This is a genomic window from Terracoccus sp. 273MFTsu3.1, assembly GCF_000383675.1.
GTDB lineage: Bacteria > Actinomycetota > Actinomycetes > Actinomycetales > Dermatophilaceae > Terrabacter.
In genome coordinates this window covers 215,536-235,900 of record NZ_KB911821.1, presented here as the reverse complement: position 1 = coordinate 235,900, position 20,365 = coordinate 215,536, and the positions used below count along the sequence as shown (strand labels likewise).

Annotated in this window: 18 protein-coding genes; 16 read left to right on the top strand and 2 right to left on the bottom strand. The window is 72.0% G+C overall.

Going from position 1 to position 20,365, the window contains the following annotated elements:
- Positions 1-121: 121 nt before the first annotated feature.
- A complete protein-coding gene (locus H283_RS0106715) occupies positions 122-2,038 on the bottom strand; it encodes a DUF6541 family protein (RefSeq protein ID WP_020142749.1) in 1,917 nt (638 codons plus the stop codon).
- Positions 2,039-2,323: 285 nt separating this feature from the next.
- Here H283_RS0106715 and rpsB point away from each other — a divergent pair, with 285 nt between their 5' ends.
- The 15 genes from rpsB (at position 2,324) to H283_RS0106640 (ending at position 17,759) form a co-directional block, all read left to right on the top strand.
- A complete protein-coding gene (gene rpsB, locus H283_RS24260) occupies positions 2,324-3,277 on the top strand; it encodes a 30S ribosomal protein S2 (protein ID WP_020142748.1) in 954 nt (317 codons plus the stop codon).
- A 64-nt stretch (positions 3,278-3,341) separates the two neighbouring features.
- Positions 3,342-4,172, top strand: a complete 831-nt coding sequence (gene tsf / locus H283_RS0106705; protein ID WP_020142747.1) for a translation elongation factor Ts — start codon at positions 3,342-3,344, stop codon at positions 4,170-4,172.
- Between the two features lie 152 nt (positions 4,173-4,324).
- The gene (locus H283_RS0106700; RefSeq protein ID WP_020142746.1) at positions 4,325-4,918 is read left to right on the top strand and encodes an antibiotic biosynthesis monooxygenase; all 594 of its coding nucleotides are present in this window, start codon (positions 4,325-4,327) and stop codon (positions 4,916-4,918) included.
- A 121-nt stretch (positions 4,919-5,039) separates the two neighbouring features.
- A complete protein-coding gene (locus H283_RS0106695) occupies positions 5,040-6,287 on the top strand; it encodes an NAD(P)/FAD-dependent oxidoreductase (RefSeq protein ID WP_196805933.1) in 1,248 nt (415 codons plus the stop codon).
- A gap of 32 nt (positions 6,288-6,319) precedes the next feature.
- Positions 6,320-6,634: a TusE/DsrC/DsvC family sulfur relay protein gene (locus H283_RS0106690; protein WP_020142744.1), complete on the top strand. Its 315-nt coding sequence runs from the start codon at positions 6,320-6,322 to the stop codon at positions 6,632-6,634.
- Positions 6,634-7,152 carry a DsrE/DsrF/DrsH-like family protein gene (locus tag H283_RS0106685; protein ID WP_020142743.1) on the top strand — a complete coding sequence of 173 codons (519 nt, stop codon included), beginning with the start codon at positions 6,634-6,636 and terminating at the stop codon, positions 7,150-7,152. Before H283_RS0106690 ends, H283_RS0106685 begins: the two co-directional genes overlap by 1 nt.
- Before the next feature lie 114 nt (positions 7,153-7,266).
- Positions 7,267-8,034: a response regulator transcription factor gene (locus H283_RS0106680; RefSeq protein ID WP_051103554.1), complete on the top strand. Its 768-nt coding sequence runs from the start codon at positions 7,267-7,269 to the stop codon at positions 8,032-8,034.
- On the top strand, positions 8,031-10,745 hold the full coding sequence (locus tag H283_RS0106675; RefSeq protein ID WP_020142741.1) for a DUF4153 domain-containing protein: 2,715 nt from the start codon (positions 8,031-8,033) through the stop codon (positions 10,743-10,745). The genes H283_RS0106680 and H283_RS0106675 overlap by 4 nt, the downstream gene beginning before the upstream one ends.
- Positions 10,746-10,759: 14 nt before the next feature.
- Positions 10,760-11,899, top strand: a complete 1,140-nt coding sequence (locus tag H283_RS0106670; protein WP_020142740.1) for an aminotransferase class V-fold PLP-dependent enzyme — start codon at positions 10,760-10,762, stop codon at positions 11,897-11,899.
- Between the two features lie 79 nt (positions 11,900-11,978).
- Positions 11,979-12,707 carry a UMP kinase gene (gene pyrH / locus H283_RS0106665; RefSeq protein WP_020142739.1) on the top strand — a complete coding sequence of 243 codons (729 nt, stop codon included), beginning with the start codon at positions 11,979-11,981 and terminating at the stop codon, positions 12,705-12,707.
- 122 nt (positions 12,708-12,829) lie between these two features.
- Positions 12,830-13,387 carry a ribosome recycling factor gene (frr, locus tag H283_RS0106660; RefSeq protein ID WP_020142738.1) on the top strand — a complete coding sequence of 186 codons (558 nt, stop codon included), beginning with the start codon at positions 12,830-12,832 and terminating at the stop codon, positions 13,385-13,387.
- 16 nt (positions 13,388-13,403) lie between these two features.
- On the top strand, positions 13,404-14,372 hold the full coding sequence (locus H283_RS0106655) for a phosphatidate cytidylyltransferase (protein ID WP_020142737.1): 969 nt from the start codon (positions 13,404-13,406) through the stop codon (positions 14,370-14,372).
- 4 nt (positions 14,373-14,376) lie between these two features.
- On the top strand, positions 14,377-15,192 hold the full coding sequence (locus H283_RS0106650; RefSeq protein ID WP_020142736.1) for an SDR family NAD(P)-dependent oxidoreductase: 816 nt from the start codon (positions 14,377-14,379) through the stop codon (positions 15,190-15,192).
- Positions 15,193-15,295: 103 nt separating this feature from the next.
- Complete coding sequence (gene rlmN, locus H283_RS0106645) at positions 15,296-16,519, top strand: 23S rRNA (adenine(2503)-C(2))-methyltransferase RlmN (protein WP_020142735.1); 1,224 nt, start codon at positions 15,296-15,298, stop codon at positions 16,517-16,519.
- Between the two features lie 91 nt (positions 16,520-16,610).
- Positions 16,611-17,759 (top strand): N(5)-(carboxyethyl)ornithine synthase, encoded by a 1,149-nt coding sequence (locus tag H283_RS0106640; protein WP_020142734.1) that lies wholly within the window; start codon positions 16,611-16,613, stop codon positions 17,757-17,759.
- Positions 17,760-17,910: 151 nt separating this feature from the next.
- Here the strand turns inward: H283_RS0106640 and H283_RS0106635 are convergent, their stop codons facing one another.
- On the bottom strand, positions 17,911-18,918 hold the full coding sequence (locus H283_RS0106635) for a GlxA family transcriptional regulator (protein ID WP_020142733.1): 1,008 nt from the start codon (positions 18,916-18,918) through the stop codon (positions 17,911-17,913).
- A gap of 72 nt (positions 18,919-18,990) precedes the next feature.
- Here H283_RS0106635 and H283_RS0106630 point away from each other — a divergent pair, with 72 nt between their 5' ends.
- Positions 18,991-20,364 (top strand): MFS transporter, encoded by a 1,374-nt coding sequence (locus tag H283_RS0106630; RefSeq protein WP_020142732.1) that lies wholly within the window; start codon positions 18,991-18,993, stop codon positions 20,362-20,364.
- The last annotated feature ends 1 nt before the right edge of the window (position 20,365 follow it).

The following is a 20,365-nucleotide window of genomic DNA, read 5'->3' as shown; positions in this document are numbered from 1 at the left end:
CCCACCCGGTCAGGGGGTCCTGGTGGGATCTCCACCCCCACCATCGCGCGCGGGCCGAGAGCGTTACGCGCCGTCCACGAGTCGGATCGGCAGACCCGAGGGCGTATGCCGTCCGGCCGGTTCAGGAGGCCGCCGCGGCACCCAGCCCGCACCCGGTGACGCGGTAGAGCGTGTAGTCCCCGTCGGTCCGGACGGGCTCGACGCCGTCGACGTCGGCGAGGTCCTTGAGTCCGGACGAGCGCTCCGGGCGGTCGAGCCAGTAGACGTGCGTCGAGTCGATGGCCCAGCGGATGTCGTGGCGCGCCATGGCCGCGCAGACGTCCGGCCGGTTCGCCATGTCGTCGAAGCCGGTGCCGATGACGATCTCGTCGCCGGTCGTCGGGATGGGGATGGAGCGATAGAGCGTGTTGGTGCCGAAGAGCGGCCACATGAGCGGTGAGCCGTTCTCGGGGCGGCCGACGACACCCTGGCCGGGCGGGATGAGGGCGTCGAGCCGGCGCAGGGAGTCCTGGGCCTCGAACGACAGGATGACCTTCTTCGGCTCGTCGGGCTGGAAGAAGCCGGTGAGCATCCGCTCGCGGGTGGCCCCGTTGAGCCCGAGGGTGAGGAGCGGGATGACGAGCACCGCGGTGAGACCGACGACGGCGGGACGCGACCCGAGGCCGGGCACCTTGCGCAGCAGCTCACGCAGGGCGGGGGCGGCCGCGGCGACGAGGACGACGCCGGGGACGGCGGCGAGCGAGGCGAGCCGGACCTTGTCGTTGTACCAGTAGCCCGTGACGAGGGAGGTCCACGACGTCGTCGACGACGCCGCCATGACGTAGAGGACGACGACGGCGCCCCACATGGCCACGACCGGCAGGGCTGCCCTGGCGCGCAGCGCGATCCAGCCGATCCCGAGCGCGATGAGCACGACGACGCCCCAGAGCAGGTCGGGGATCTGCAGCCGGCCGCCGACGACCTCGACGAGGGCGGTCCAGACCGAGACGCGGTCCTTCCACTCGTAGGACTGGGTCGAGGCCAGCTGGGCCGACACGACGGGGGCGGCCACGAGCCCGGCCACACCGACGACGGCGACGATCGCGAGGTCGCGCGCGACGACCCACCACGAGACGTGGTGCAGCAGCCCCGCCCGCACCCTCGCGGTGACGAACCAGACGAGCGCGAAGAGCACGAGGGCCACGAGCGCGTTGGGCTGGATCATGGCGAGGCCCGGCATCGCGGCGACGAAGGCGAGCCACTGCCCGATGCGCCCGGACCGCGCCGCCTGGAGCATGAGGGCGAGCGCGCCGGGGGTCAGCGCCGTCGCCATGAGGTTGGGCCACAGGACGCCCCAGCCGAGGAGGATCGTCGGGAAGGCGATGAAGGCGGCGGAGGCGAACCCGGCGGCATACGTCACGAGGCGGGAGGTGCCGAGCGCGTGGCGCACGAGGGCCACGCAGCCGATCGGCCAGACGAGAGCCGCGAGCACGATCGTCGCGACGTTGGTGCCGGGCAGCACGTCGGCGACACCGGGCAGGAGGCTGGTCGCGATCCACGAGTGGAAGCCGTTGGGGTAGAAGGTCGGGTTGGCGATCGAGAAGTTGCCGGTCTCGAGGAAGGTCTTGATGCGCCCGAGGTGGTAGACGGCGTCGGGGGAGTCGACGAGCTCGTCGGGTCGACCGATCGCCGGGAGGATCGTGGCGAGCGCGAGGACGGCACCGATGGCGATGGCGACGACCGCGTCGGGCCGGGGCCGGCCGAGGAGACGGCGGGTCGCGCCGAGCTCCGGGTCGTGGCGGCCGAAGAGCCGCATCCCGAGCCAGGCGACGGCCACGGCGAGCGCCGTGACGACGACGAGCGGCAGCAGCCCCCAGCGCACCCCGACCCGCTGCGCGAGCGTGGCGCAGACGGCGATGATGCCGACGGAGACCGCGGGGGAGACGGCCAGCGCCTCGAGCCCGCGTGCGCCCAGAGCGCGCACGACGAGCCAGCCGGGCAGGAAGAGCACCACCGTGAGGACGACGAAGGCCGGGATCGTCTCCACCCAGTGCGCCATGCGGGCCATTCTGTCGGGTCGCCACGATTTCTCCACCACCCGGGTCAGGACGTACGATGGTCGGCGGTCCCGTGTGCTCGTCGCACGGACCGCAATTCGCGCGTCTTCTGCCGGTCCGCCGGACCGGGTCACACCACGGCAGTCCCCACCGTTCGCGGCGGGGCGGGGTGTGTCAGGCGCCAGGAGTGAGGTCGTATGCCGCAGGTCGGGCCACGTGCTCCACGTGACCGTCCGGCGTCCGCGCCCACGCACAACTGACAACAACGACACTAGGGAGAACACGGCATGGCCGTCGTCACCATGCGCCAGCTCCTCGAGAGCGGCGTCCACTTCGGGCACCAGACCCGTCGCTGGAACCCCAAGATGAAGCGCTTCATCATGACCGAGCGCAATGGCATCTACATCATCGACCTGCAGCAGTCGCTGACGTACATCAACAACGCGTACGACTTCGTCAAGGAGACGGTCGCCCACGGTGGCACCATCCTCTTCGTCGGCACGAAGAAGCAGGCCCAGGAGCCCATCGCCGAGCAGGCGACGCGCGTCGGCATGCCGTACGTCAACCACCGCTGGCTCGGTGGCATGCTCACCAACTTCCAGACGATCTCCAAGCGCCTCACGCGCCTCAAGGAGCTCGAGGAGCTGAACTTCGACGACGTGGCCGGCTCGGGCTACACGAAGAAGGAGCTGCTCATCCTCAAGCGCGAGATGATCAAGCTCGAGCGCACCCTGGGCGGCATCCGCACCATGGCCAAGGTCCCCTCGGCCGTGTGGATCGTCGACACCAAGAAGGAGCACCTCGCCGTCGACGAGGCGCGCAAGCTCGGCCTCCCGGTCATCGCGATCCTCGACACGAACTGCGACCCCGACGAGGTCGACTACAAGATCCCCGGCAACGACGACGCGATCCGCTCCGTCACGCTGCTGACCCGGGTCATCGCCGACGCCGTCGCCGACGGCCTCGTCCAGCGCTCGTCGGGCAAGTCCGGTGGCGACGCGCAGGCCGAGGAGCCGCTGGCCGAGTGGGAGCGCGAGCTCTACGCCGACGCTGCTGCCACGACGGAGACCACCGAGGCCCCCGCCGCCGAGGCGACCGAGGCTCCGGCCGCTGACGCCACGGAGGCGCCGGCCGCTGAGGCTCCGGCTGCTCTGGCTCCGGCCACCGATGCCACCGAGGCTCCGGCCACCGAGGCCACCGAGGCTCCCGCCGAGGCGACGGCCGGTGCCGAGAAGGCCTGAAGGCCTTCCGCACCAGCCGCATCACACGAGTCAATCTCCACTGACGAAAAGAGCGATACAGAGCATGGCGAACTACACCGCCGCTGACATCAAGGCGCTGCGCGAGCAGACGGGCGCCGGCATGATGGACGTCAAGAAGGCGCTCGACGAGGCCGAGGGCGACCGCGCCAAGGCCATCGAGATCCTGCGCGTCAAGGGCCTCAAGGGCGTCACGAAGCGTGAGGGCCGCTCGGCCTCCAACGGCCTCGTGGCGGCCTCGGCCACCGACGGCGTCGGCACCCTGGTCGAGGTCAACTGCGAGACCGACTTCGTCGCGAAGGGCGAGAAGTTCATCGCCCTGGCCGACCAGGTCCTCACCCAGGCCGTCGCCGCCGGTGCCACCGACGCCGACTCGCTCCTCGCGAGCACGCTCGAGGACGGCAAGACCGTCAAGGAGCTGCTCGACGAGGCCAACGCCACCATCGGCGAGAAGATCGAGGTCCGCCGCGTGGCGCGTCTCGAGGGCGACAAGGTCGTCTCCTACCTCCACAAGACGAGCCCCGACCTGCCCGCGCAGATCGGTGTCCTCGTCGCGCTCGAGGGCGGCGACGAGACCGTCGGTCGCGACGTCGCGATGCACATCGCCGCGTTCAGCCCCACGGTGCTGACGCGCGAGGAGGTCCCGGCCGAGACGGTCGAGAACGAGCGTCGCGTCGCCGAGGCCACGGCCAAGGAGGAGGGCAAGCCCGAGGCTGCTCTTCCCCGCATCATCGAGGGTCGCGTCAACGGCTTCTTCAAGGAGAACGTCCTGCTCGAGCAGGCGTTCGCCAAGGACGCCAAGAAGACCGTCGGCAAGGTGCTCGAGGAGGGCGGCGCCACGGCGAAGTCCTTCGCGCGCTTCCGCGTCGGCCAGTGAGGTCCTGACCTCCCTCGTGCCGTCGCACCACGCGTAGCGCAGAACCCGCGCATCACGACGACGTATGCCGGTCGCCCCCTCCGGGGCGGCCGGCATCGTCGCGTTCCGGGGCCGACACCGGCCGATCGGACCCAGCCCCAGGAGGACAGCCCATGAGCACCACCACCGACTCGCCGGCCGGCGCCGCGGTCGACGGTCCGCTGACCGTCTCGATCACCCGTCGCGTGGCCCCCGAGGACGAGATGCTCATGCAGGCCTGGGTCCACGCCGGAACGTCGATGGCCGAGCGCTTCGAGGGCTTCCTCGGCGCCGGGTGGGTGCGGTCCGGCACCGAGGACTGGCACATGCTCTACCGCTTCGACTCGCGCGCCCACCTCGACACGTGGGAGCGGTCGCCCGAGCGGCTGCGGTGGCTGCGCTCGGCGGCGGACCTCGTCGAGCACCGCCGCACGGAGTACCGCACCGGCATCGAGGGCTGGTTCGACGAGCCGGCGTCGTCCTCGGTGCACGAGGCCGGGGCCGACGGACCGACCGGACCGCCGCCGCGCTGGAAGCAGGCGAGCGTCATCTGGATCGCCTTCTTCCCGACCAGCCTCGCGCTGTCCTACCTTCTGTCGCCGTTCAGTGGCGACTGGCCGGTCGTCCTGCGCGTCCTCGTGACGACCCTGCTCGCGACGCCCTGGATGACCTACGTCCTCCTCCCGTTCGTGACCCGGCTCTTCGGTCGGTGGCTCACGGCCGACTGACGTCCGCCCCGTGGCAACGTCGGCGAAATCGCTTGTGAGGCAAGCCTTTGTCTCACACCTCACAGCCGCGTTGTCTCGTGGCTCACAGCGCTCCTGATACCCACGGGGGTACTTTCGGAGCATGACCACCACCATGAGAACGCTCGTGGTCCTGGGAGCGGGCACGGCCGGCACCATGGTCGTGAACAAGCTGAGGCACCGCCTCCCCACCAGCGAGTGGCGCATCGTCGTCGTCGACAGGGACGACGTCCACGACTACCAGCCGGGCTACCTCTTCCTTCCCTTCGGGCTCATCGAGCCGGAGCAGGTCAGGCGCAGCCGGCACGGCCTCATCACCGACGGGGTCGAGCTCGTGCTCGGCGACGTCGACCGCGTCGACCCGCAGGGCCGGGAGGTCTCACTCGTCGACGGACGCACGCTCACCTACGACGAGCTCGTCGTCGCCTCCGGCACGAGCCCGCGACCCGACCAGACGCCCGGGATGCTCGGGGCCGAGTGGCACCGCAGCGTCGGCGAGTTCTACACCTATGAGGGCGCCCTGTCCCTGCGCGAGTCGCTCGCCGCCTTCTCGGGCGGCCGGCTCGTCGTGCACGTCACCGAGATGCCCATCAAGTGCCCGGTGGCACCCCTCGAGTTCGCCTTCCTCGCCGACGACTTCCTGCGGCGCCGGGGCCTGCGCGACCACTCCGAGATCGTCTACGTGACACCGCTCGACGGTGCCTTCACCAAGCCGGTCGCGAGCCGCGAGCTCGGCCACCTGCTCACCGACAAGGGGATCACCCTCGAGGCGGACTTCATGGTCGAGCACGTGGACCAGGAGCGGCGCGTCCTCGTGTCCTACGACGAGCGCGAGATCGCCTACGACCAGCTCGTGACGGTCCCGGTCAACATGGGCGCCGACTTCGTCGCCCGGTCGGGACTCGGCGACGAGCTGAACTACGTCCCGGTCGACAGGCACACGATGCGCTCCACCGCGCACCCGGAGATCTGGGTCCTCGGCGACGCGAGCACGATCCCGACGTCGAAGGCCGGCTCCGTCGCGCACTTCTCCGTCGAGGTCTTCGTCGACAACTTCGTCGAGCACGCTCGCGGGCAGGCCATGACGCACTCCTTCGACGGCCACGCCAACTGCTTCGTCGAGTCCGGTGGCGGCAAGGCCATGCTCCTCGACTTCAACTACGACACCGAGCCGCTGACCGGCACCTTCCCGCTACCCCTCCTCGGTCCGATGACCCTGCTCAAGCAGTCGCGCGCCAACCACCTCGGCAAGCTCGCGTTCCGCCACCTCTACTGGAACCTCCTGCTCCCCGGACGACCTCTCGGCCTGCCCGCACAGATGTCGATGGCGGGGAAGGTCCCCGCCGCCTGAGCTCGACCAGACACAGACAAGGAGCGTCAACCATGCCCACCACGACGATCGCCGGCCACGCCGTCGAGGTCAACGACGAGGGCTTCCTCACCCGTCCCGACCAGTGGTCCGACGACCTCGGCACCGAGCTCGCCCGGCTCATCGGGATCGAGCTGACGGCCGACCACTGGAAGCTCGTCCACTTCCTCCGCGACGACTTCGCCCACCAGGGCGAGACCGCGACCCTCCGCCGCGTCAGCACGCAGACCGGCACCCCGATCAAGTCCCTCTTCGACCTCTTCCCCGGCAAGCCGGCCAAGAAGATGGCCTACGTCGCGGGGCTGCCCAAGCCGAAGGGATGTGTGTGATGACCACGCACGCCGACCAGACCACGCCGTTCGTGCCGAGGTTCGACGCGCCCGAGTCGCAGGGCCGCAAGCTGGCGATCATCTGCAGCAAGGGCAACCTCGACATGGCCTACCCGGGCCTCATCCTCGCCAACGCGGCGCTCGGTGAGGGCGTCGAGACCCACCTGTTCTTCACCTTCTGGGGCTTCGACATGATCAACAAGAAGACCTCGGGTGACCTGAAGTTCACGATGCTCGGCAACACCGCGACCCACCTGCCGCAGGGCCTCGGCGGCATCCCCGGCATGACGCACCTCGCCACGTCGCAGATGAAGAAGGCCATCGCCGAGCTCGACGTGCCCGAGGTCCCGGAGTTCCTCGACCAGATCGTCGGCTCGGGTGGGCACCTCTGGGCCTGCCGGATGTCGGCCGACATGCAGCACCTGACCGAGGGCGACCTCCGCGACGACGTCGAGGGGATCATCTCGGCCTCGGACTTCATCGAGCTGACGGAGGGCGCGCAGCTGCTCTTCATCTGAGCCACCGTGGTGAGTGGTGCGGCCGGTCGGGCCGGTGTGGGCCCGGCCGGCCTTCACACGATCTCCACACGTCGCACCCTCGCCACCCGCGCGCCCGCTCCTAGGCTCAGGGGCATGAACCAGGGGTATGCCGCACCGTCCTCGAGCGCCAGCGCTCCCGTGCTGCTCGTCGTCGAGGACGACCCGACGATCAACCAGGCCGTCACGGATCGACTTGTGGCAGAGGGTTTCCGGGTGGTCCAGGCCTTCGACGGGCCCGGCGCGGTCACTGCCCACGGGGAGCACGCCCCCGACCTCGTCGTCCTCGACCTCATGTTGCCCGGCTTCGACGGGCTCGAGGTGTGCCGACGCATCCAGGGCGAGCGCCCGGTGCCGGTCCTCATGCTGACGGCGCGCGCGGACGAGACCGACCTGCTCGTCGGTCTCGGCGTCGGCGCCGACGACTACGTGACCAAGCCGTTCCGGATGCGTGAGGTCGTCGCCCGCATCCGTGCCCTGCTGCGTCGCGTCGAGCGGGCGCGCGAGCTGGCCGCCGAGCAGCCCCCCGTGCTCACGGTCGGCGACCTGACCGTCGACCGGGGGTCGCGACGGGTGTCGGCCCGGGGCAGTGAGGTGCACCTGACGCCGCTCGAGTTCGACCTGCTGCTGGCCCTCGCCGCCGAGCCGGGCGCGGTGCGCGAGCGCGACGAGCTGATGCGCGAGGTCTGGGGCTGGGCGGACGCCGGCGGCACCCGGACCCTCGACAGCCACGTCAAGTCGCTCCGCGCCAAGATCGGGGCCGACCGCGTCCGCACCGTCCACGGCGTCGGCTACGCGCTCGAGGCCGGTGCCGCCGCCGACCACGTCGAGGCCCCCGAGGCGTCCGGCGAGGCGGGGTCGTGAACGCCGACCGGCCGCTCGACGGCATCCGCTCGATCAAGGCCAAGCTCGGTCTGCTCGTCGCGGCCAGCATCGTGGCCGCGTCGCTCGTCTCCGTCATCGGCGACCGGGCCGGGGTGCCCGGCTGGCTCACCCTCCCGGTGACCGTCGCGGCCGCTCTCGGGGTCACCCAGTGGCTGGCTCGCGGGATGACCTCACCGCTGCGCGAGATGACGACGGCGGCATCGCGGATGGCGACGGGGGACTACTCGCAGCGCGTCACGGCGACGTCCGCCGACGAGGTGGGAGTGCTCGCCGACGCCTTCAACACCATGGCGGCCGACCTCGCCGGCGCCGACCAGCAGCGACGCCAGCTCGTCGCCACCGTCTCCCACGAGCTGCGCACGCCGCTCGCCGCCCAGCAGGCCCTGCTCGAGAACCTCGTCGACGGTGTCGTGCGCCCCGACGACGCCGTCCTGCGCACCGCGCTGGCCCAGGCCGAGCGACTCGGCACGCTCGTCGGCGACCTGCTCGACCTCAGCCGCGTCGACGGCGGCCGCGCCCCGCTCGCGCTCGCGGACGTCGACGTCCGCGAGCTCGTCGAGGGCGCCGTGGCCGAGGCAGGCGTCTCCCGGCGCGGCACCGTCCACGTCGTCGACGTCCCCGCCGACCTGCGCGTCACCGGGGACGCGGCCCGCCTCGCCCAGCTGCTCGCCAACCTGCTCGACAACGCCGACCGGCACAGCCCGGCCGGTGGCCGTGTCACCGTGAGCGCGGGCCCCGACGGCCCGGACCGCTGGTGGCTCATGGTCGCCGACGAGGGGCCGGGCATCCCGCCCGAGCACGTGCACCGGATCTTCGACCGCTTCGGGTCGGGCGACGACTCCGGGGGAGGCACGGGCATCGGGCTCGCCATCGCGAGCTGGGTGTGCGAGCTGCACGGCGGCTCCATCTCGGCAGTCGCGCCTCCCGAGGGAGAGCGCGGCGCCCGCCTCCGGGCCGTCCTGCCCCGCACCCCCGCCCGCACCGCGCCGTATGCCACCGAGGGCCTCGAGGACGTGCCCTCCCGTCCCGCGAGCCCCACCGTCACCACCGACGCGACCGCGCCCGCCGCGGCGCCCGACACCGAGGAGCCCACCGTGCCCGCACCCGTCCCCGCTGCGGCGGGACCCACCCCGGCCGGAGGGCCCGGCGCCCCGGGCTCCGAGGCCCGCCCGGCGGCATACGCCCGCGTTCCGGTGGGGGAGCCCAAGCCCGTCGTCGACTCGCTCTTCGGCGACCTCTGGCCCGAGGCCGGCCTCGGGCCGCAGGTGCGCCTGCTGCTGCTCTGCCTCGGGGTCGGCGTCCTGTCCGCCGTCGTGCTGCCCTACCGCGACATCGGGGTGGCCCTCTTCGGGGTGCTCCTGCTCGGCGGCGTCGTGCTCTGGCGCACGACGCGCCACCGGGCCAGCCGCTGGACCACGGTCAGCAGCGTGCTCTGCGTCGGCCTCGCGTCCTTCTCGGTGCTGCGAGCCGCCGAGTGGCTCACGGTCCTCTCGATCATGCTCGGGGTCGTCGTGCTGACCACGGCCCTCACCGACGCCAGGGGAGTCCTCTCCGTCGTTGCCGGCCTCGCCTCCTGGCCCCTCGCCGCCGTGCGCGGACTGCCGCTCCTCGGGCGGACCGTCGCCGCGACGAGCCGCATCAACGTCGTCTGGCCGGTCGTGCGCACCGCCGCCATCTCGCTCGTCGCGCTCGTCGTCTTCGGCGGTCTCTTCGCCTCCGGCGACGCGGTCTTCGGGTCGTGGGCGCAGGCGATCGTGCCGAACTTCGCGTGGGACGGGCTGACCTTCCGCTTCTTCGTCGGCTTCGTCATGGGCGGCGCCCTGCTCGCCGCCGGCTACGTCGCCCTCAACCCACCGCGCGTCGACCGCGTCGTCCTGCCGGCGGGACGACCTGTGGCCCGGCTCTGGGAGTGGGTCGTGCCCGTCGGTCTCGTCGTCGCCCTCTTCGCCGCGTTCGTCGTCGCCCAGGCCGCGGCCCTGTTCGGCGGTCACGACTACGTCCAGCGCACGACCGGGCTGACGTACGCCGAGTACGTCCACCAGGGCTTCGGCCAGCTCACGGCCGCCACGGTGCTCACCCTCGCGACCGTGGCGCTCGCGGTCCGCAAGGCGCCCCGCTCCACGTCCCGCGAGCGTCTCGTGCTGCGGGTCTCGCTCGGAGCGCTGTGCGCCCTGACGCTCGTCGTCGTCGGCTCGGCCCTGCACCGGATGGACCTCTACCAGCAGGCCTACGGCTTCACGCTGCTCCGGGTGCTCGTCGACGGGTTCGAGCTCTGGCTCGGCCTCCTCGTCGTGCTGGTCCTCGTCGCAGGGATCCGTCTCTCGGGCTGGTGGCTGCCGCGGGCGGCGCTCGTCTCTGCCGTGGCCATCCTGCTCGTCGGGGGGCTGGCCAACCCCGAGGCGTGGGTCGCACAGCGCAACATCGACCGCTACCAGGCGACGGGCAAGCTCGATGCGGCCTACCTCCGGACGCTGGGGGCCGACGCCACCCCGGCGATCGTCGCCGGCCTCCCGCGCGACGTCTCGGCCTGCATCGTGCTCCCGTCGACGATCTCGGCGCGCGCCTCCCGCGAGGACGCCCTGTCGTGGAACCTCGGCCGCTCCCGGGAGGCCTCGGTCGACGTCGCGCCGATGACCCCCACCGAGGCGGCCCGGTGCCCGGGTCTGATGTCCGGCGGTCTCAACCCCTGAGGCAGGATGTCCGGGTGCGCCGCGACATCGCCGACCTGTTCGAGCTCGACCCGACCCTGACCCACCTCAACCACGGTGCGTTCGGGGCCGTGCCCCGGTCGGTCCGCGAGGCGCAGGACCGCGCCCGGGCCCGCATCGAGGGAGCGCCGATGCGGGCCTTCCGCGACGAGCTCCCGGCGACGCTCGCAGGTGCCCGCGAGGCCGCCGCGACCTTCGTCGGCGTTGCGGCGGGGTCGACCGCCCTCGTGCGCAACGTCACTGAGGCGGTCGGGGTCGTGCTCCAGGGTCTGCGCGTCGGCCCCGGTGACGACGTCGTCGTCGGCAACCACGGCTACCTCACGGCCGGTTGGTCCGCCGAGGCACGCGGTGCGACGTTGCGCACGGCGGTCTTCGACGTCGACAGCGACCCGGACGACGTCGTGGCCGCGTTCGCGGCCGCCGTGACCGACCGCACCCGCCTCGTCGTCATCGACCAGATCACGTCCCCGACGGCCCTCGTCCTCCCGGTCGCCGAGGTGGCAGCCGCCGTCGCACCCGTCCCGGTGCTCGTCGACGCCGCTCACGTGCCCGGTGCCCTGCCGGACCTCGACGTCGAGGCGCTCGGCGTGGCGTTCTGGGCGGGCAACCTGCACAAGTGGGCCTACACGCCGCGCGCCGCGGCCACGCTCTGGGTGGCTCCCGAGCACCGCGACGCGATGCGTCCGCTCGTCACCTCGTGGAGCCACGGGCTGCCCTTCCCCGAGCGGTTCGACCTCCAGGGCACCGTCGACCACTCGTCGTGGGTGGCCGTGCCCGACGGTCTGGCCGCCTGGGAGGCCCTCGGTGGCTGGCAGCAGGTCGACCGCAACGCCGACCTGCTCCTGCGTGGGTCCGAGCTCGTCCGGGACGCCCTGGGCACGGACGGCCCGCACGGCGGCATACCCTCCGCCCCGTGCCTGCGCCTCGTCGCGCTGCCCGTCGGGGTGGCGACGACGACCGAGGACGCGGAGGCCCTGTGGCAGCGGCTGTATGCCGCCGGGATCGTCGTGCCCCCCGTGGCCTTCGGCGGTCGTGGCTACGTGCGGCTCGCCGCCGCGCCGTACAACGACGAGGACGACTACGTCCGCCTCGCGGCCGTGCTCCCGGGCCTGCTGTCCGAGGTCCGTACCGCCTGAACCCGATGCGGCCGAAGTCCGCGGGATGTGGAAAGATCGACCGACCGCCGGAACGCTGCCCACGAGGAGGCCCTGCGCCATGACCGACGCCCAGACAACCCCCTTCCACCGGGTCCTTCTCAAGCTCTCCGGTGAGGTGTTCGGGGGCGGGAGCATCGGCCTCGACCCGGCCGTCGTCTCCGGGATCGCCAAGCAGATCGCCGACGCCGTGCGCGGGGGCGTCGAGGTCGCCGTCGTCATCGGCGGCGGCAACTTCTTCCGTGGCGCCGAGCTCCAGCAGCGCGGCATGGACCGCACGCGTGCCGACTACATGGGCATGCTCGGCACGGTCATGAACTGCCTCGCCCTGCAGGACTTCCTCGAGAAGGAGGGCATCGAGACGCGCGTGCAGTCCGCGATCGCCATGCAGCAGGTCGCCGAGCCGTACATCCCGCGTCGGGCCATCCGCCACCTCGAGAAGCACCGCGTCGTCATCTTCGGCGCCGGCGCCGGCATGCCGTTCTTCTCCACCGACACGGTCAGCGCCCAGCGCGCCCTCGAGATCAAGTGCGACGCCGTGCTCATCGCCAAGAACGGCGTCGACGGTGTCTACGACTCCGACCCGCGCACCAACCCCGACGCCAAGAAGCTCGAGACGGTCACGTTCCAGGACGCCATCGTCGAGGGGCTCAAGGTCGTCGACGCGGCGGCCTTCAGCCTCTGCATGGAGAACAAGCTGCCCATGGTCGTCTTCGGCATGGAGGGCGCGGGTAACATCACGCGCGCCCTGCTCGGTGAGAAGATCGGCACGCTGGTCACCAACGCCTGAGCGCCGCGGCTGCGGCCGCGCGCGAGCCCGACCGCCGCGAAGCACCCGAACCACCTGTCACCCCTGCACCACGCCGCAGCACCCCGCAGCACCCACGAACGAGGGACGAGGAAGCCAGAGCCATGATCGAAGAGACGATGTTCGAGGCCGAGGAGAAGATGGACAAGGCCGTCGAGGTCCTCAAGGAGGACTTCGCGGGCATCCGCACCGGTCGCGCCAACCCGGGCCTGTTCAACAAGCTCACGGTCGAGTACTACGGCGCGCCGACGCCGCTGCAGCAGCTCGCCTCGTTCCAGAACCCCGAGCCCCGCACGATCCTCGTCATCCCGTTCGACAAGGCGGCGATGCACGAGATCGAGCGCGCCATCCGTGACTCCGACCTCGGCGTCAACCCGAGCAGCGACGGCAACCAGATCCGCTGCGTCATGCCGGAGCTGACCGAGGAGCGCCGCCGCGAGTACATCAAGCTCGCCAACCACAAGGCCGAGGAGGCGCGCGTCTCGGTGCGCAACATCCGTCGCAAGGCCAAGACCGACCTCGACAAGCTCGTCAAGGACGGCGAGGTGGGGGAGGACGACGGGTCGCGTGCCGAGAAGGAGCTCGACGGCCTGACCAAGAAGCACACCGACCTCGTCGAGGGACTCGTCAAGGCCAAGGAGGCCGAGCTGCTCGAGGTGTGACCTCGATGCTCGACCGATGATGACGACTGACTCCCCGTCGGACCCCGTGGACCCCGCACCCGCGGCCCAGGCCGGCGACGGCGGGGCCGGGCCGCTCGAGCCCGTCCCCTACAACCCCGCTCTCGACGAGCTCGCCGGCCTCCCCGCCGAGGAGGTCATCGAGCACAAGCAGAGCCGGGCGGGACGCAACCTGCCCGCGGCCATCGGGGTGGGCGTCGGCCTCGGAGTGCTCATCGTCGCGACCCTGCTCATCCGCAAGGAGTCGTTCATCGTCCTCGTCGCGCTCGCCGTGGCCGTGGGCATCTGGGAGCTGCGTGCGGCCCTGCGGCACGCCGCCGTCCGGGCTCCGCTCGTGCCACCCGTCGTCGGCATGGTAGCGATCCTGTGGGCGGCGTTCGTCCACGGTCCTGCCGGTCTCGTCGTCGCCTGGGCGCTGACGTGCCTGGCCGTTGTGCTCTGGCGGGGCACCGGACGCCTCGACGGAGCCGGCCGCGACGTCCTCGGCGGCATCTTCATCGCCACCTACCCGACCTTCCTCGTCGGCTTCGCCATCCTGCTGCTCGCACCCGAGGACGGCGTCGGCCGCGTCTTCGTCTTCCTCATCACGACGGTGTGCAGTGACGTCGGCGGGTATGCCGCGGGCGTCCTCTTCGGCAAGCACCCGATGGCTCCCACCATCAGTCCCAAGAAGTCGTGGGAGGGCTTCGCGGGCTCGGTGCTGCTGTGCATCGTCGGTGGCTCGCTGACCGTCCACTTCCTGCTCGACCACTCGTGGGTCATCGGGATCGCCCTCGGTGTCGGGGTGGCAGTCGCTGCAACGGTCGGTGACCTCATGGAGTCGCTCATCAAGCGCGACCTCGGCATCAAGGACATGTCCAACATCCTCCCCGGGCACGGCGGGGTCATGGATCGGCTCGACTCGCTCGTCGTCGTGGCCCCCATCGTCTGGGCCGTGCTGACGCTCCTCGCCGCCAAGCCGGGCTGACCGGGTGGCCGCGGACCGGGCGTCCGGCTCCGAAGCCGCGCCCTTCGACCAGACCGGCCGGGTCGTGCTCGTGACCGGGGCCGGCAGCGCGAGCGGCATCGGCTTCGCCACCGCACGGATGCTCGGCCGGCTCGGTGCCGCCGTCGTCGTCGCGGCCACGACCGACCGGGTGCACGAACGCGTCACCGAGCTCCGGCGTGACGGCGTGACGGCCAGCGGCCACGTCGGCGACCTGACCCGCGAGCCCGAGGCCGGAGCGCTCGTGGCCGCCTGCATCGCTGAGCACGGTCGTCTCGACGTCGTCGTCAACAACGCCGGGATGACGAGCGCCGCCCACCCCGACCCGCTCGGCGGAGACCTGGGGTCCACCGACCCGTCGCGCTGGCGCGGCTCGCTCGCCCGCAACCTCGACACCGCCTATCTCGTGAGCCGGGCCGCCCTGCCGCACCTTCGGGCGTCCGGGGCAGGCAGGCTCGTGCTCGTCAGCAGCGTCACCGGCGGCGTCATGGCGATGCGTGGCGAGGTCGCCTATGCCACGGCCAAGGCTGCGCTCGTCGGGCTCGCACGGGCCCTCGCGGTCGACGAGGGTCCGCACGGCACCACGGTCAACGCCGTCGCGCCGGGGTGGGTCGCCACCGGCTCGCAGACCGACGAGGAGGCCGGAGAGGGGCGGGCCACTCCGCTCGGCCGCTCCGGCAGCGCCGACGAGGTGGCCGCGGCCATCGCCTTCCTCGCCAGCCGTGAGGCGTCCTACGTCACCGGCCAGGTCCTCGTCGTCGACGGCGGCAACGCGGTCAGCGAGCAGCGCGCGCAGGCGTGACCCTGACGCGGGCACCTGCTGCGGGAGGGCGGCATACGCCCTCGGTGGCGGCCACGGCGCCGGGGCGACCCGTTTTGACTCCACCTGAGAGACTGGACGGGAGATGACCGACACCCCAGCCCCCGCGTCCGAGTCCGCCCCCGAGCCCGCTTCCGTGCCGGCGCCCGTCGTGCTGCCCGAGCCGACGACCGCCCGCCCCGTGCCGGGGCAGCTGACCTTCCAGGCGCCCCGTCGCGGCAAGCCGCCGCGGCACCTCGCCGACTTCACGCCGGCCGAGCGCAAGGAGGCCGTCGAGTCGCTGGGGCACAAGGGTTTCCGCGCCAAGCAGCTCTCGACCCACTACTTCGAGCGGCTCGAGGTCGACCCCGAGCAGATGACCGACCTGCCGAAGGCCGTGCGGTCCGAGCTCGTCGCCGGCCTGCTCCCGACGCTGCTGACGCCGATCGTCCAGCGTGTCGCCGACGACGGCCAGACGATGAAGTACGCGTGGCGGCTGCACGACGGCGCGATCGTCGAGTCCGTGCTCATGCGCTACCCCAAGCGCGTCACGATCTGCATCTCGAGCCAGGCCGGGTGCGGCATGAACTGCCCGTTCTGCGCGACCGGCCAGGCCGGCCTGACCCGCAACATGTCGGCCGGCGAGATCGTCGAGCAGGTCGTCTGGGCGGCCCGGGCGCTGCGGCGCGGCGAGCTCGCCGGCGGCGGCGAGGAGGACCGTGAGACGCCGCTGCGCGTCAGCAACGTCGTCTTCATGGGCATGGGCGAGGCCCTCGCCAACTACAAGGCGTCCATCGGCGCGATCCGCCGGCTCACCGACCCGGCGCCCGACGGTCTCGGCATGTCGGCCCGCGGTATCACGATGTCGACGGTCGGCCTCGTCCCCGGCATCGACAAGCTGACGGCCGAGGGCATTCCGGTGACCCTCGCCCTCTCCCTGCACGCCCCCGACGACGAGCTGCGCAACGAGCTCGTGCCGATCAACACCCGGTGGTCCGTCGACGAGGCGCTCGACGCCGCCTACCGCTACTTCGAGGCGACCGGTCGTCGCGTGTCCATCGAGTACGCCCTCATCCGCGACATCAACGACCAGGGCTGGCGTGCCGACCTGCTCGGCGAGAAGCTCAATCGGCGTGGCCGCGGGTGGGTGCACGTCAACCCGATCCCGCTCAACCCGACGCCCGGCTCGAAGTGGACGGCGAGCCGACCCGGCGTCGAGCAGAACTTCGTCGAGCGCCTGCGCGCCCACGGCATACCGACGACGATCCGCGACACGCGGGGCCAGGACATCGACGGGGCCTGCGGCCAGCTCGCTGCCTCGACCGCCTGACACGCGTACGCTGGCGGGGTCGTGCCCTCGCTCGGGGACTGGTGACGAGTCGCCCGGTCGAGCGCGGGGCGACCCACCAGGAGGTCCTCGCATGGTCCAGCTCAGCCTCGGCGTCATGGCCCGGTCCCTCAAGGAGAACGAGCACCGGCTGCCGCTGCACCCCAAGCACGTCGACCGCATCCCCGAGGAGCTGCGCGGACGGATCTTCCTCGAGACCGGCTACGGCGAGCGCCACGGCGTCTCCGACGACCAGCTCGAGCGCTACGTCGGCGGCTTCCTCAGCCGCGAGGAGCTCGTCGCGCAGTGCGACGTCATCCTCGCGCCGAAGCCTCTCCTCAGCGACATCGCGGCCCTGCGGGTCGGCCAGGTGCTCTGGGGCTGGCCGCACTGCGTGCAGGACGCCGAGCTCACCCAGGTCGCCATCGACCGGGAGCTGACGCTCATCGCCTTCGAGGCGATGAACCACTGGAACAAGGACGGCTCGTTCAGCCTCCACGTCTTCCACAAGAACAACGAGCTCGCCGGCTACTGCTCGGTGCTCCACGCCCTCCAGATCGCCGGGATCACCGGTGACTACGGCCCCCAGCGCCGCGCGGTCGTCATCGGCTTCGGAGCCACCGCCCGCGGCGCCGTCACCGCACTCAACGCGCTGGGTATCGGCGACGTCGACGTGCTGACCCACCGCCAGAAGGCGGCCGTGGCCTCGCCCATCCACTCGGCCCGGATCGTGCACTTCGACACCGACGACACGACGGCGCGCGTCAGCCACGCCGTCACCGAGGACGGCCCGGTGGCCCTCGGGGAGTTCCTCGCCGAGCACGACATCGTCGTCAACTGCGTGCTCCAGGACACCGACGCCCCGATCACCTTCATGACGGACGACGACCTCAAGCGGATGACGCCGGGCAGCATCGTCATCGACGTGTCGTGCGACGAGGGCATGGGTTTCAGCTGGGCCAGGCCGACGACCTTCACCGAGCCGACCTTCGTCGTCGGCGACCACGTGCTCTACTACGCCGTCGACCACAGCCCGTCCTACCTCTGGGACGCTGCCACGTGGGAGATCAGCGAGGCGCTGCTGCCCTTCCTGCCGACCGTCATGGGTGGACCCGACGCGTGGGACGCGGACCCGACGGTCCGGCGGGCGATCGAGATCCGGGACGGCGAGATCCAGAACCCGGCGATCCTGTCGTTCCAGGGCCGCTCGCCGAAGCATCCGCACCTGCCGCTCGCCACGTGACGAGGGGCCGTATGCCGCGTGCTGCGGCCCGGTCGGGCCCGGCCGGCGTGGGCCCAGCCGGCGTGGGCCCTGCCGGCGTGGGCGTGGCCGAGGTCGCCGGCGCGGCTGGCGCGGTCGTTGCCGGGGCCTCCGGCCCGGCCGGCGCGGACGGTCAGGCGGGCTCTGCCCGGTAGGTGCGACGGTAGGCGAGGGGCGAGAGCCCCACGGCGGCCGCGAGGTGCTGGCGCAGCGAGGCGCTCGTGCCGAAGCCGGCCGCGGCGGCCACCCTGTCCACGGGCAGGTCGGTCGTCTCGAGCAGGTGCCGAGCGCGGTCGACGCGAGCCCTCGCGAGCCAGGTCCCCGCCGTCTCGCCCGTCTCCTCGCGGAAGCGCCGGGTGAAGGTGCGCACGCTCGTCCCGGCGTGCCGGGCCAGGTCGGTCAGGCCGATCGGCTCGTCGAGGTGCTCGAGGGCCCACGACCGCGTCGCCCCCGTGCCGCCGTCGGACGCGTCGGGGACGGGCCGCTCGATGAACTGGGCCTGCCCGCCCGCCCGCCACGGCGCGACGACGGCGCCACGGGCGACCCGGTTCGCCGCCTCGGTGCCGAGGTCGGCGCGCAGCACGTGCAACAGCAGGTCGATGCCGGCGGCGTTGCCGGCGGAGGTGAGGACGTCGCCGTGGTCGACGTAGAGCACGTCGGGGTCGAGGTGGACGTCGGGGAAGTGACGGCGGAAGAGGTCCTCGTAGACCCAGTGGGTCGTCGCCTCGCGCCCGTCGAGCTTGCCGAGGCCCGCGAGGACGAAGGCCCCCGTGCAGATCGAGAGCCACCGCGCGTCGGGGCGAGCCGTGCCGGCGAGCGCGACGAGGTCGGCGGGCAGCTCGCCCCGCGTGACGATGGCGGAGTTCGTGATGCCGGGAATGACGACTGTGTCAGCCTGCGCGACAACGGAGTTCGGGTGCGTCGGCAGCGCGGCATAGCCGGCCGACGTCATGACGGGTCCGTCGTCGAGCGTGCACATCGACACCTCGTAGAGCGGGGGAGCGCCGGTGAGTCGACCGGGCCAGCCGGGGTCGAGGGCGCTCGCGCTGAAGAAGCGGTGCGGCAGCCCGAGCTCGAAGGCCACGACGCCGTCGAGGGCGAGGACGGCGACGCGGTGCGGTCGCGCGAGCGCAGCGGTCATGGCCAGATCTTTGCACATCGTGTCCTTCCGGCCACTCGTCGTGGCGGGCTTCGACGCTGCACAGTGGGATCCGTGAGCCTGACCGACCGCCGCCCTGACGTCCCCGACGACGCCACGCCGGACCCCGCGAGCACCCCGAGCCGCTCCCGTCACCGGATCCACCCGGCCTGGTGGGTCGCCGTCGTCACCTTCCTGACGATCATCGGCGCGGCCGGCTTCCGTTCCACGCCCGGCGTGCTCATGACGCCGCTCCACGAGGAGTTCGGCTGGCCGATGGGGGTCATCGGCGGCGCCGTCTCGGTCAACCTCGTCCTCTTCGGGCTCGCTGCACCCTTCTCGGCGGCCCTCATGGAGCGCCTCGGGATCCAAAGGGTCGTCGCCGTCGCCCTCGTCCTCGTCAGCGTCGGCTCCCTGCTGCCCATCTGGATGACGGCCTCGTGGCAGCTCGTCCTGTGCTGGGGCATCGTCGTCGGCCTCGGCACCGGTGCCATGGCGATGAGCCTCGTCGCGACCGTCACGGGGCGGTGGTTCGTCGAGCGGCGCGGCCTCGTCACCGGCGTGCTCACGGCCGCGGGTGCCACGGGCCAGCTCGTCTTCCTGCCCGTCCTCGCGTGGCTCGCCGAGAACCACGGATGGCGCACCGCGGCGATCGCCACCTCGGCCGCTGCCCTGACCGTCGTCCCGCTCGTGCTGTGGAAGCTGCACGACCACCCGAGCGTCCTCGGCATCACGGCCTACGGGGCCCCGGCCGGCACCCCGGTCGGACGCCCGCCCCGCCCGACGGGCCATCCGGCGCACCTGGCCCTGGCGACGCTGCGGGACGCCGCCCGCACCAGGGTGTTCTGGCTGCTCGCCGGCAGCTTCGCCGTGTGCGGCGCCTCGACGAACGGCCTCGTCGGCACGCACTTCATCCCGGCGGCCCACGACCACGGCATGGCGACGACGACCGCCGCCGGGCTCCTGGCCCTCGTCGGCGTCTTCGACATCGTCGGCACCGTCTTCTCCGGCTGGCTCACCGACCGGGTCGACCCGCGGATCCTCCTCGCGGCCTACTACACGCTGCGCGGTGGCTCGCTCTTCCTGTTGCCGGCGCTCTTCAGCGACTCGATGCACGTCAACATGCTTGCGTTCGTGCTCTTCTACGGCCTCGACTGGGTCGCGACGGTGCCCCCGACCATCGCCCTGTGCCGCAGCGCGTACGGCGAGCGCGCGCCGATCGTCTTCGGCTGGGTCTTCGCCTCGCACCAGATCGGGGCCGCCGCCGCGGCCCTCGGCGCGGGGCTCGTCCGCGACCAGCTCGGCACCTACGACCTCGCCTGGTACGTCGCAGGCGCGCTGTGCCTCGTCGCCGCCGTGATGTGCGTCGCGATCACGACCGCTCGTCTGTCAGATGCGTCACCTCGGCGCACCGACTCTGGCGCGGAGGCTCCACCGGCGGCACAGTGAG